Source organism: Rhizobium lentis (assembly GCF_014200175.1).
Taxonomy (GTDB): domain Bacteria; phylum Pseudomonadota; class Alphaproteobacteria; order Rhizobiales; family Rhizobiaceae; genus Rhizobium; species Rhizobium mulingense.
The window spans coordinates 132865-144170 of record NZ_JACHBD010000007.1 but is presented as its reverse complement, the minus strand read 5'-3'; the positions used below and the strand labels follow the sequence as shown (position 1 = coordinate 144170).

Sequence of the window (11306 nt, the reverse complement as noted above, 5' to 3'; positions counted from 1 at the left end):
CTGTGATGCGGCGGGGCGACGGCCTTGCCGCAGCTTTTGCGCGTTCCCCTCTTTCGCAAACGCAAAAAAAACTGTATGGACGCCCCAAACCAATAGGCGCGTCCTCAAGAGCGTGCGCCGCAGCCTCAGAGATTTCACATATGGCACTTCGCAATATCGCGATCATCGCGCACGTTGACCATGGCAAGACGACCCTGGTGGATGAGCTTCTCAAGCAGTCCGGCTCGTTCCGCGAAAATCAGCGCGTTGCCGAACGCGTGATGGACTCGAACGATCTCGAAAAAGAACGCGGCATCACCATTCTCGCCAAGGCAACCTCAGTCGAGTGGAAGGGTGTCCGCATCAACATCGTCGATACCCCCGGCCACGCCGACTTCGGCGGTGAGGTCGAGCGCATTCTGTCGATGGTGGATGGCGCGATCGTTCTCGTCGATGCGTCCGAAGGCCCGATGCCGCAGACCAAGTTCGTCGTCGGCAAGGCGCTGAAGGTCGGCCTTCGTCCGATCGTCGCGATCAACAAGATCGACCGTCCGGACGGCCGCCATGAAGAAGTCATCAACGAAGTCTTCGACCTCTTCGCCAATCTCGACGCGACCGACGAACAGCTCGACTTCCCGATCCTCTACGGTTCGGGCCGCGACGGCTGGATGAACGTCAATCCTGAGGGACCGAAGGATCAGGGTCTTGCGCCGCTTCTCGACCTGGTTCTCAAGCATGTTCCGGAGCCGACCGTCGAGGAAGGCCCGTTCCGCATGATCGGCACGATCCTCGAAGCCAACCCCTTCCTCGGCCGCATCATCACCGGCCGCATCGCATCGGGCTCGATCAAGCCGAACCAGGCGGTCAAGGTTCTCGGCCAGGACGGCAAGCTGATCGAAACCGGGCGAATCTCCAAGATCCTCGCCTTCCGCGGCATCGAGCGCACGGCAATCGATGAAGCTCATGCGGGCGACATCGTCGCGATCGCCGGCCTCTCCAAGGGTACCGTTGCCGACACCTTCTGCGATCCGGCCGTTTCGGAAGCCATGAAGGCGCAGCCGATCGACCCGCCGACGGTGACCATGTCCTTCATCGTCAACGACAGCCCGTTGGCAGGCACCGAGGGCGACAAGGTGACTTCACGCGTGATCCGCGACCGTCTCTTCAAGGAAGCGGAAGGCAACGTCGCCCTGAAGATCGAAGAAGCCGAAGGCAAGGATTCGTTCTACGTCTCCGGCCGCGGCGAACTTCAGCTCGCCGTTCTCATCGAAACCATGCGTCGCGAAGGCTTCGAGCTTGCCGTTTCGCGTCCGCGCGTCGTGATGCACAAGGATGAAAGCGGCCAACTGCTGGAGCCGATCGAGGAAGTCGTCGTCGACGTCGACGAAGAACATTCCGGTGTCGTCGTGCAGAAGATGTCGGAGCGCAAGGCCGAAATGGTCGAGCTGCGTCCGTCGGGCGGCAATCGTCTTCGCCTGCGTTTCTATGCACCGACCCGCGGTCTGATCGGCTACCAGTCGGAGCTGCTGACGGATACGCGCGGCACGGCGATCATGAACCGGCTGTTCCACGACTACCAGCCCTATAAGGGTGCGATCGGCGGCCGCGTCAATGGCGTGCTGCTCGCCAACGCCGCCGGTGAAGCCGTCGCCTATGCGATGTTCAACCTGGAGGATCGCGGCCCGATGATCATCGAGCCGGGCGAAAAGGTCTATGCCGGCATGATCATCGGCATCCATTCGCGCGACAATGACCTTGAAGTCAACGTCCTGAAGGGCAAGCAGCTCACCAACATCCGCGCCGCCGGCAAGGATGAAGCGGTGAAGCTGACGCCGCCGATCCGCATGACGCTCGATCGCGCGCTCTCCTGGATCCAGGACGACGAGCTGATGGAAGTGACGCCGAAGAATATTCGTCTGCGCAAGATGTATCTCGACGCAAACGACCGCAAGCGGTTCGAAAAGTCCAAAGCGGCTCTCTGAGAATTCGGAGATACCCTTAAGAACCCCGGCCTTAGAGCCGGGGTTTTTTTATTGTGCGCTGCGTTGATTCCGACTTGTGACAATCGTTAAAAAAGCGTTAAATTTTATTCGTCGTCCACATATCAAGTCTGTGGGCAATCGAGCCGAATGCGTCATCGCGTATGGTTAATTGCCTCCGGCAGGACCAGAGTAAACGTTATGAAGACGTTGTCGATCGATGTCCGGCGGGCTGAACCGCACGATGCCCGAGCCATTTCGGAAACCCATAGGCTCGCCTGGCAGCACACTTACGCAGGCATCATTCCGCATCGCGCCCTGACGCAGATGATCGAGCGACGCGGGGAAAACTGGTGGCGCAGGGCAACGCGCGGACCTGCGACATTGCTGGTTCTCGATGTCGCGGGAACGGTCGCCGGCTATGCGACCCTCGGCCTCAACCGCGCCCGCGCTTTGCCGCAGGAAGGCGAGATCTACGAGCTCTATCTTCGCCCGGAGTATCAGGGCATCGGTCTCGGCCGTATGCTGTTCGGTGAGGCGCGCCGGCTGTTGAAGTCACTCGGCTGCAACGGGCTTGTCGTCTGGTGCCTCGAGGAAAACGAGACCGCCAGCCGCTTCTACCGCCATCACGGCGGGATCGATTTCTGCGAAGGCATGGAAAATTTCGACCAAAAGCAGTTGAAGAAAATCGGCTTCATCTGGAACTGATCGGTTCTGGTCAGCAATCACCTATTCGGCAGGTTAGACCTCTTTGCGCCGGTGGATCACGCATTGGTGATGTCAAATGTTGCGTTGCCGCATGAAACCGATTATCTGGCTGCGAGCAATTCAACCTCGCAGGAGTTTCGTATGCGCATCGACGCCGTTTCCATCGGTAATAATCCCCCTGAAGACGTCAACGTTATTGTCGAGGTTCCGGTCGGCGGTCATCCGATCAAGTATGAAATGGATAAGGACGCCGGCACGCTGGTCGTCGATCGCTTCCTCTATACGCCGATGACCTATCCGGGCAATTACGGTTTCGTGCCGCACACGCTGTCGGAAGACGGCGACCCGATCGACGTGCTGATCGCGAGCACCCGCCCGCTCGTTCCGGGCTGCGTCATCAACGTGCGCCCGATCGGCGTTCTGAAGATGGAAGACAATTCGGGTAAGGATGAGAAGATCATTGCGGTGCCGTCGCCGAAGCTGACGCTGCGCTATGAGAAGGTGAAGGATTATATCGATCTTCCCGAGATCACGCTGAAGCAGATCGAGCACTTCTTCGAGCACTACAAGGATCTGGAGCCCGGCAAGTGGGTGAAGATCTTCGGCTGGGGCGATTCCGGCGAAGCCGGCGCCCTTATCCTCGAGGCTATCGAGCGCGCCAAGAAGGCGAAAGGCTGATCGTTTAGCCTGAAAGCGTTTCGAGCTTTTTTGCCAAATCCTCCGGGTCACCCTCGATCCGGAGGATTTTTTTGCGCGCGGTTTCGCCGGAAACGAGGCTGACGCGGGATTTGGCAACGCCGACCGATTTGGAAACGAGCGCGATCAGGGCCTTATTGGCCTTTCCCTTTTCCGGAACGGCGGTGACGCGCGCCTTCAGATAAGTCTCGCCTTCGCTGTCCGTCTCAATGCCGTCGAACGCGTCTCGCCCTCCATTCGGCGTCAGCCGAACAGTCAGGCGCAGATGATCAGCGAAGAGCCTCCAGGGAGAGCTCAAGCGACCAGCGGATAAAGGGTGGTCCAGAGGAAGGTGCGCAGGAAGAAGATGATCACCAGCAGGATGATCGGTGAAATGTCGATGCCGCCGAGGTTCGGCAGCCGACGACGGATCGGCTTCAGCACCGGCTCGGTGACATTATAGAGGAACATCCCGACCGAATTGACGAACTGGTTGCTGGAATTGATGACGTTGAACGCATAGAGCCAGGAGAAAACGGCGCTGGCAATCAGGATCCACGTATAAATATTCAAAACCAAATCAATGGTTTGAAACAAGGCAAACATCGTCGTCTCCAATTGGTTGTTGACAGACATGTAGACATTGGCAACTAAACGAGCAAGTGCCGTGTGGGAACGCAGGGCAATTCATGTTTAACGGGCGGCCTCGCAGCCATTCCGGCGCCCGCTTCCTCGGACAAGGCTCATGTCGTTTTCGCCCACCGGAGACCGTTTTGCCGCGTTCCGGCATTCGTCTTACACCCGCTTCTTCTTCGCCCGCTTTCTGCTCTCCTTTTCGCAGCAGATCGTCAGCGTCGCCGTCGGCTGGCAGATGTACGATCAGACCGGCAAGGCGATCTATCTCGGCTTGATCGGCCTCGTGCAGTTCCTCCCGTCGCTGCTGCTCATTCTCGTCACCGGTTCGGTGGCCGACCGATACAACCGCCGGGCCATCGCAGCGCTGTGTTCGCTGGTGAGCGCGCTCTGCACACTGGCGCTGCTGATCATGACGGCGACCGACACCTTCGCGCCCTGGCCTGTGTTTGCGGTGCTACTGATCTTCGGCATCGAACGTGCCTTCATGTCGCCGGCGGTGCAGTCTCTAGCGCCCAACCTTGTGCCGGAGGACGCTCTTTCCAATGCGATCGCCTGGAATTCCTCGTCCTGGCAGCTTGCGGCGATCACCGGGCCAGTGATCGGCGGCCTGCTCTATGATGTCAGCGCGACGACCGCCTATACGGTAGCGGTGATCTTTTCCATTCTCGGCGCGGGCCTTCTCTTCATGATCCCGAAGCCGGAGCAGAAGACGGTCGGTGAGGCCAAGAGCTGGGCGATGATCCTCGGCGGCTTCAGTTTCATCCGCGCCGAAAAGGTGGTGCTCGGCGCGATTTCGCTCGATCTCTTTGCCGTATTGCTCGGGGGCGCCACCGCGCTGATGCCGATCTTCGCCCGTGATATTCTGACGCTTGGCCCCTGGGGCCTCGGACTGTTGCGCGGAGCACCGGGGGTTGGCGCCATCGTCATGGCGATTTTCCTGGCCGCCTATCCGCTAAAGCACCGTGCCGGCATCTACATGTTCATCGGCGTCGCCCTGTTCGGCGTCGGAACCATCATCTTCGGGGTCTCGACCAACACCGAAGTCTCGATCGCCGCATTGGCGCTGATGGGGGCGGCGGACATGGTGTCGGTCTATGTGCGCGAGAGCCTGATTGCACTGTGGACACCGGATCAGCTGCGCGGCCGCGTCAATGCGGTCAACATGGTCTTCGTCGGCGCCTCGAACGAGCTTGGGGAATTCAGGGCCGGCACGATGGCCTCGATCTTCGGCGCGGTGCCGGCAGTCGTCATCGGCGGCATCGGAACCCTGGTCGTCGCAGCGATCTGGGCTTCGAGCTTCCCGAAACTGCGCAGGATCGACACGCTCGACGCTCCGGCCTAATGCATGTCGCCTGGAAGTGTGCAGCGGTTCCGGGACAACGACATGCATAAAACAAAGGGCCTTAGCATGAGAACGGTCACATTCGGCTGGGAAGCTCTTATGCAGGAAGCGTGATAGGGTGCGCCGCTTTCGCGGCCTTTCCCTCGAAGACGAGATCGAGGAATTCGGTCAACCAGGCTCTCAGCGGCGCGTCGAACAGCATGCGGCCTTCCAGATGTTCGCGGCCCTGCTGGGCGTTCGGCAGAATGAAGCGATGGGCGCCATGCACGACCCAGCGATGCATCATCACTCGGGTAAGTTCGGCATGGAACTGCAGACCCCAGGCATTACCGTCGTAACGGAAGGCCTGGTTCGGGTAGGCATCGCCTTCGGCCAGCAGATCGGCGCCGTGCGGCAGCTCGAAGCCTTCTCGGTGAAAATGATAGACCATCTTCGGCCAGTGCATCAGCAGACGGCCCTTCTCGGTCGGGTGCAGCGGATACCAGCCGATCTCCGTCGAGCCATCGGTATTCGCCTGCACCTTGCCGCCAAGATGATGCACTAGCATCTGAGCGCCGAGGCAGATACCGAGAAAGGGACGTTTCTCGCGCAGCGGAACCTGGATCCAGTCGATCTCCTTCTTGATGAACTCATCGGGATCATTGGCGCTCATCGGCCCGCCGAAGACGACGGCGCCGGCATGGTCTTCGAGCGTTGCCGGAAGCGGCTCGCCGAGCACCGGTCGGCGGATGTCGAGGCGGTAGCCCTTTTCGACGAGCAGCTGACCGACGCGGCCCGGGCTCGATCGCTCCTGATGCAGGACGATGAGGATCGGACGTTCGTCGCGGTGCTGAATTCGCTCAGTCGGCATCATCTTGTAAAACCTGGACATCCGTCACCCTGGCGGCGGCCTCCTGCCGTTTCTGGATACGCTCGCGCGCGGAAACGCCCAGCAGATCGGCGATCCGCCAGATCACATGATCTTCCATCTCGCTGCGTTCACCATCGGCATAGACGATGTCCCAGAGGATGCCGATCAACTCCAGCCGTTGCTCGGTGTTCAGGTGCCGCTTCAGGTCGGATGTGAAGCGATAATAGTCGACCGCGGAGCTTTCGGCCTCGAGGCCGGCCGCCATCAGGGCTTCGAGCTGTTTGCCGTCGAGCGCATACTGTTCCTTCAGCAGCTTGCGCAGCCGCTTCTTCTCGCTGGCCTTGATCTGCCCGTCGGCCTCCATGACCTGCATGCACAGCGCCGCCACTGCGATGCGCGGATCATCCGGGGCGAAACCCTTCCTGGGATGATCGGCAGTGAGCTTCTGAAAGAATGCCTGAAAGCGTTCGAACATGCGGTTTTCATTCCATTTCAGAAAAGGCGAAGCCGGGTCTTGGGTTCCGGTTCCGCCCTGGAATCGCGAACGCCGGGATCATCCGGCAGTCCACCAAAGAAGGGCTTTGCTTCGTTCGGCACCGGCGCTTTATCGCCGGCGACCGGTTCGACGGGCTTCGGCTTTGCCGGCGCCGGCACGGGGCGCACGGCCTCAGCGATCGTCGCGGCGCGTTCCAGCTCGATGATGCGGTGATCGTTGACCGGGCTTTCCGGCCGGACGTCACGCAGCGGTGGCAGGGTCTTCAGGGCAGTTTCGATCGCGGCGGGCGCCGAACCGTCTTCGAGCGGACCCTCGATTTGGCCGAATGGCGCCTTCCATTCGAAGGCATCGAGACGGCCGGTGACCGGTGACACCGGCAGCCATTTGTCGGAGACGAAGCCGTCCGCCACCCAGGCCGGATCGCGCGGGGCTTTCAACGCCTGGGCCAGCCAGTGGCGCACGCGGCCCTGATCGCCGGTCTCGGCCTCCTCGATGTCGGCGAGCAGCAGGAAGGCGGCTTCACGCGGCTCGATGCGCGCCGCCGCTTCCGCCTTGGTGCGGGCCTTGGCGAATTCCTGCGCGTCGAGCGCGGCCTGGGCGACGACGAGGAAGGATTCGACATTGTTCGGGCGCAACGCCTCCAGCCGCTCGGCGCGCTTCAGCCGGTCGAGCGTGGAATCACCGCTGCGTGCTCTGACATAGGTCTGGCCGATTTCGGGATGCGGCGCCGATTTCCATGCCTGTTCGAGGATCGAAGCGGCCTTGCGCAGGCCGCCTTCGCGGAACAAGGCCTTGGCGGCGATGAGGGCGGCCGGGACGAAGTCAGCGGCGAGCTTCAGCGCCTGCAGCGCGTCATCGCGGGCGCCGGCCGGATTGCCTTCGAGCTTCTCGGCAGCGCGAGCCGTCAGCAGCACGGCGTGCAGGCGGTTGGCTTCGGCCTTATCGACAACGCGGGCAGCCTTCTGCTGTTCGAGCAGCCGGATCGCATCGTCCCAACGGCCGGCCTGGCTGCGATATTCGAGCGTCGCTTGGGCGGCCCAGGGCAGATAAGGCGCGTTATCGGCGGCCTTTTCGGCATATTGGCGGGCGGCCTCGTTGGCGCCGAGACGGCGGGCTTCGAGATAGAGGCCGCGCAGGCCGAGCTCGCGCGTTTCCGGGTCGTTGGCCATGGCCTCGAACTTGGCGCGCGCCTCGTCGTGGCGGCCTTCGATCAGTGCTGCCTGGGCTTCGAGCAGGTTGATCAGCGGCTCCTGATCGGCGCGGATGAGGCCGCGCGAGCGGGCCGCCATCTTGCGGGCAAGCAGCGCATTGCCGGCGCCGGCGGCGATCAGCCCGGTCGACAGCGCCTGATAGCCGCGGTCGCGCTTGCGGGCGCGGAAATAGCGCGTCATCGAATGCGGCGAGGTCCAGATCAGCCGAACGAACCACCAGACGATCATCACGGCGGCGATCAGAGCGATGATCGCGCTCACCGCGACGATCAGCTTCGTCTGATAGATCTGGCCTTCCCAGATCAGCGAGAGATCGCCGGGGCGATCGGCGAACCAGGAGAAGCCATAGGCGAGAAGCAGCACCAGGACGGCGAAGACGACGAGTCTGATCATGCTCTCACCCCTCCTTGCCCGTGCCGGTGACGGCCTTCGACAGCGCCCCGTCGACCAGCTCCTCGACGCGGATGCGCGCCTCCAGCGACTGCTTGAAGGCGGCGGACGCCTGCTTTCCCGGAGCCGGCAGAGCATTCCATTCGGCGGAAGCTCCGGCCAAGTCGCCGTTCTTCACCTTATCCTCCATGCGGGCGGCGATCGCTTCGACGCTTTCGCCCTCGATATTGCCGACGGGACGGACGGTCACCAGCGATTTTGCGCTCGCCATCAGCCGGTCCGACCAGCTCTGGTTCGGATCCGGCTGGTTGACGGCTTCGACGATCGCGGTCGCAACGTCGGGAACCTGACGCACGAGCTCGGTGCGCGAGGGAATGCCGGTCTCGGCAAAGCTACGCAGGTCGGCTATGGCGGGATCGTCGGGCGCGACGCCAGCGAAAGTATCGAGTTCGGCAAGGAAGGGGCCGCCGCGATCGATCGCCGACTTGAGGGCGGCTGCCGCGATCGCCCGGGCGACGGCGACGTCCTGGCGCGGTTCGTTCAGCTTCTTTTCGGCCTCGTCGAGGCGCTTGGCGATATCGGCGCCATTGCTCGTCTGCTGCTCAGAGGACTGAGCAAGTGTGGCGCGCAACTGATCGACCTGGCCGCTCAGCTCGGCAATCTTCTGGTTGAGCGCCTCGACATTTGCCGAATCGGCCGGCGTCGCCGCTGCGGGGTTTTTCGCAGCCGCTTCCAGCACCGCGAGGCGTGTCTCAAGCGCGCCGTCGCCGGTGCCTGCGGGATTGGCGGCCAGATTGGCGACGGTCTGTTTCAGGCCGTCGATCTCACCGGAAAGATCGGCCATGTCGGGCGATGTCGTCTGCGGCGCAGAGGTACCCGGAAGGTGTCCGGCATATTGAATGGCGCCTGCGCCAAGCAACGCCACGAGGCCGCCGAAGATGCCGGCAGCGATGAGACCGGAGGTGCCGGGGCCCCGCGGCGCCTGCTGCTGTGGGGCAGGCGTGAAGGAAGGCTCCGGAGCTGCCGGTTCCTCTTCTCGCGCGTCCGTCCCGGGCTGGCCTTCGAATTCCGGCTGTAGCTGTTCGGCGCGTTCATGCTCGGTCAATGACGCCGCTTCGGTTTCGGGGGTCACGCCGGCCTCGGCGGGGCTGTTGTCGGTACCGCCATCATTTTCCGCCGGCTTTTCGGTATCGGCTGCAGAGGCGAAATCCTGTGCTTCAAGGTCGATCGTGACCGGCTCGTCGGCGCTCTTTGAATGGCGTGGCGGGTTTCCCGATACCATGACGTCCTCTTTATCCTGCATTGCAACGAAACTAGACAGTGATGCCAATTAAGGGAAGAGGTTAGATCAAATTTGGGCGGCTCGGGCATTCAAAGCAGCGACAAAAGGCTCATCTCATCCGGCATCGGTGCAATCGTCACGCTTCTTTTCAGAAAGGTCGGAATGGCCTGCGCCACGGCCGCGCTGAGGCAGAGGAGGCGGATTCCACCCTGTTCGGAGAGAGCTGATCGCAGGGCCGACACTTGAAAGAAATCCTCGGCCGTCTGCCGGGAATAGAACAGAACGGCGTCCGGGCGACGATCTGAAAAAATCGCCTCGGTGTCGGCCGGGTCGGGAGCGACCGGCTGCATGCGATAGCATTCAGCGACGGAAAAACGGGTGCCGAGTTCGCGCAATCTGCCTTCGAAGGTTTCGGCACGCGGCATGCCGGCGAGATAGAGCAACGGCTCCGCATTCTGCGCTGCGACGAGATCGGCGAGATCGCGGCCGTTGCCCGAAGAGGCGGTGACGGACCGGAAGCCAAGGCGCCGCGCCGCTTGCGCCGTCATCTCGCCGACCGCAAAAATCGGGCGGTCTAGGTGCGGACCAAGTGTCTCGCCGAGAGCCGACAGGACCCTCATGGCCTCGGCGCTGGTCACCGCGATCGCGCCGCTGGTAGCGGCAAGCGCGCCGGCGGCTGCGGCACTGTCATGTTGTGGTCGACGCAGCGGCAGCAGCAGCGGTTCGTGGCCCATGTCGCGCAGACGTTGCGCGGTTTTCTCGGCCGAATGCGCGGGGCGGGTGACGAGCACGCGCATGGCCGCTTCAGTGCCAGTCGTCGAAGAAGGCGCTGCCGGCCCTTGCGCGCACGTCCTGGCCGGCGCGGGTGCCGAGGGCGGCGGCATCGCGGCGATGCCCGTCAGTCGTCACGGCATGCTGGCTGCGGCCGTCCGGTGTGATGATCAGGCCGGAGAAGCGGATGAGGTCGCCCTCGCAGACGGCATAGCCGCCGATCGGCGTGCGGCAGGAACCGTCGAGGGCGGCGAGGAAAGCGCGCTCGCAGGAGACGGTGTCGAAGGTCGCCGAGTCGTTGACCGCCGCCAGCAGGTCCTCGATCCTCGTATCGCCGACGCGGCTTTCAATGCAGATCGCTCCCTGGGCCGGCGCCGGCGGGAAGGTGTCGGGATCGAGGATATCGGTCAGCACCTCGACCTTACCAAGACGTTTGAGGCCGGCAAGCGCCAGCAGGGTTGCATCCACCTGACCTTCTTCGAGCTTGCGCAGCCGGGTTTCGACCGAACCGCGGAAAGTTATGACGTTGATGTCGGGCCGCATGCGGCGGATCAGCGCCTGGCGGCGCAGCGACGAGGAGCCGACGGTGGCGCCATGCGGCAGGTCGATCAGCTTGGGCGCGGTGCGGCCGACGACGGCGTCGCGGATATCCTCGCGCGGCAGATAGGCGGAGAGATGGAGACCGTCCGGTAGGTGCGTCGGCATGTCCTTGGTGGAGTGCACGGCGAAATCCAGCTCGCCCGCGACAAGCTTCTGTTCAAGCTCCTCGGTGAAGAGGCCTTTGCCGCCGATCTCGGCCAGCGGCCGGTCGGTGATGCGATCGCCCTTAGTCGACAGCACGACGATCTCGAACATCTCTTCGGGCAGGCCATGCGCCGCCATCAGCCTGTCGCGGGCCTCATGCGCCTGGGCGAGCGCCAGCGGGCTGCCCCGCGTGCCGATCCGGAAAGGTTTTATTTGCATCCGCTCTATTCCGTTGTTACCGGA

The 11306-nt window shown here is 62.6% G+C and carries 12 protein-coding genes; 4 read left to right on the top strand and 8 right to left on the bottom strand.

The window, feature by feature from the left end; genetic code table 11:
• Nucleotides 1–140 precede the first annotated feature (140 nt).
• The 3 genes from typA to ppa all read left to right on the top strand — a co-directional run bounded on the left by typA (nucleotide 141) and on the right by ppa (nucleotide 3344).
• Nucleotides 141–1961, top strand: coding sequence for a translational GTPase TypA (gene typA, locus GGI60_RS17915; protein ID WP_012485506.1), 1821 nt, complete (start codon nucleotides 141–143; stop codon nucleotides 1959–1961).
• Nucleotides 1962–2159: 198 nt separating this feature from the next.
• Nucleotides 2160–2666: a GNAT family N-acetyltransferase gene (locus GGI60_RS17910; protein WP_183917346.1), complete on the top strand. Its 507-nt coding sequence runs from the start codon at nucleotides 2160–2162 to the stop codon at nucleotides 2664–2666.
• A 141-nt stretch (nucleotides 2667–2807) separates the two neighbouring features.
• Nucleotides 2808–3344 carry an inorganic diphosphatase gene (gene ppa / locus GGI60_RS17905; protein ID WP_183917344.1) on the top strand — a complete coding sequence of 179 codons (537 nt, stop codon included), beginning with the start codon at nucleotides 2808–2810 and terminating at the stop codon, nucleotides 3342–3344.
• A 4-nt stretch (nucleotides 3345–3348) separates the two neighbouring features.
• Here ppa and GGI60_RS17900 read toward each other — a convergent pair whose 3' ends face one another.
• Together GGI60_RS17900 and GGI60_RS17895 are read right to left on the bottom strand one after the other, a co-directional pair.
• Nucleotides 3349–3660 carry a DUF167 domain-containing protein gene (locus GGI60_RS17900; protein ID WP_183917342.1) on the bottom strand — a complete coding sequence of 104 codons (312 nt, stop codon included), beginning with the start codon at nucleotides 3658–3660 and terminating at the stop codon, nucleotides 3349–3351.
• A complete protein-coding gene (locus tag GGI60_RS17895) occupies nucleotides 3657–3947 on the bottom strand; it encodes a YggT family protein (protein WP_246720434.1) in 291 nt (96 codons plus the stop codon). The genes GGI60_RS17900 and GGI60_RS17895 overlap by 4 nt, the downstream gene beginning before the upstream one ends.
• Nucleotides 3948–4086: 139 nt before the next feature.
• Here GGI60_RS17895 and GGI60_RS17890 point away from each other — a divergent pair, with 139 nt between their 5' ends.
• The gene (locus GGI60_RS17890; protein ID WP_183917338.1) at nucleotides 4087–5319 is read left to right on the top strand and encodes an MFS transporter; all 1233 of its coding nucleotides are present in this window, start codon (nucleotides 4087–4089) and stop codon (nucleotides 5317–5319) included.
• Between the two features lie 97 nt (nucleotides 5320–5416).
• Here GGI60_RS17890 and GGI60_RS17885 read toward each other — a convergent pair whose 3' ends face one another.
• The 6 genes from GGI60_RS17885 to hemC all read right to left on the bottom strand — a co-directional run bounded on the left by GGI60_RS17885 (nucleotide 5417) and on the right by hemC (nucleotide 11282).
• Nucleotides 5417–6172 (bottom strand): glutamine amidotransferase, encoded by a 756-nt coding sequence (locus tag GGI60_RS17885; RefSeq protein WP_183917706.1) that lies wholly within the window; start codon nucleotides 6170–6172, stop codon nucleotides 5417–5419.
• Nucleotides 6159–6644 carry a TerB family tellurite resistance protein gene (locus GGI60_RS17880; RefSeq protein WP_183917337.1) on the bottom strand — a complete coding sequence of 162 codons (486 nt, stop codon included), beginning with the start codon at nucleotides 6642–6644 and terminating at the stop codon, nucleotides 6159–6161. The genes GGI60_RS17885 and GGI60_RS17880 overlap by 14 nt, the downstream gene beginning before the upstream one ends.
• Before the next feature lie 17 nt (nucleotides 6645–6661).
• Nucleotides 6662–8269, bottom strand: a complete 1608-nt coding sequence (locus GGI60_RS17875) for a heme biosynthesis protein HemY (RefSeq protein ID WP_183917335.1) — start codon at nucleotides 8267–8269, stop codon at nucleotides 6662–6664.
• A gap of 4 nt (nucleotides 8270–8273) precedes the next feature.
• Entirely contained in the window at nucleotides 8274–9569 is a 1296-nt protein-coding gene (locus tag GGI60_RS17870; RefSeq protein ID WP_183917333.1) for a COG4223 family protein, read from the bottom strand.
• Between the two features lie 68 nt (nucleotides 9570–9637).
• Nucleotides 9638–10345, bottom strand: a complete 708-nt coding sequence (locus GGI60_RS17865) for a uroporphyrinogen-III synthase (RefSeq protein WP_183917331.1) — start codon at nucleotides 10343–10345, stop codon at nucleotides 9638–9640.
• Between the two features lie 7 nt (nucleotides 10346–10352).
• A complete protein-coding gene (gene hemC, locus GGI60_RS17860; RefSeq protein WP_183917329.1) occupies nucleotides 10353–11282 on the bottom strand; it encodes a hydroxymethylbilane synthase in 930 nt (309 codons plus the stop codon).
• Between the last annotated feature and the right edge of the window lie 24 nt (nucleotides 11283–11306).

What these genes read in the sequence shown, in the direction of transcription:
- GGI60_RS17880 (WP_183917337.1), bottom strand. Translation starts at nt 6,644, where the DNA reads ATGTTCGAACGCTTTCAGGCATTCTTTCAGAAGCTCACTGCCGATCAT.
- typA (WP_012485506.1), top strand. Translation starts at nt 141, where the DNA reads ATGGCACTTCGCAATATCGCGATCATCGCGCACGTTGACCATGGCAAG.
- GGI60_RS17870 (WP_183917333.1), bottom strand. Translation starts at nt 9,569, where the DNA reads ATGCAGGATAAAGAGGACGTCATGGTATCGGGAAACCCGCCACGCCAT.
- ppa (WP_183917344.1), top strand. Translation starts at nt 2,808, where the DNA reads ATGCGCATCGACGCCGTTTCCATCGGTAATAATCCCCCTGAAGACGTC.
- GGI60_RS17910 (WP_183917346.1), top strand. Translation starts at nt 2,160, where the DNA reads ATGAAGACGTTGTCGATCGATGTCCGGCGGGCTGAACCGCACGATGCC.
- GGI60_RS17865 (WP_183917331.1), bottom strand. Translation starts at nt 10,345, where the DNA reads ATGCGCGTGCTCGTCACCCGCCCCGCGCATTCGGCCGAGAAAACCGCG.
- GGI60_RS17875 (WP_183917335.1), bottom strand. Translation starts at nt 8,269, where the DNA reads ATGATCAGACTCGTCGTCTTCGCCGTCCTGGTGCTGCTTCTCGCCTAT.
- hemC (WP_183917329.1), bottom strand. Translation starts at nt 11,282, where the DNA reads ATGCAAATAAAACCTTTCCGGATCGGCACGCGGGGCAGCCCGCTGGCG.
- GGI60_RS17890 (WP_183917338.1), top strand. Translation starts at nt 4,087, where the DNA reads ATGTCGTTTTCGCCCACCGGAGACCGTTTTGCCGCGTTCCGGCATTCG.
- GGI60_RS17895 (WP_246720434.1), bottom strand. Translation starts at nt 3,947, where the DNA reads ATGTTTGCCTTGTTTCAAACCATTGATTTGGTTTTGAATATTTATACG.
- GGI60_RS17885 (WP_183917706.1), bottom strand. Translation starts at nt 6,172, where the DNA reads ATGATGCCGACTGAGCGAATTCAGCACCGCGACGAACGTCCGATCCTC.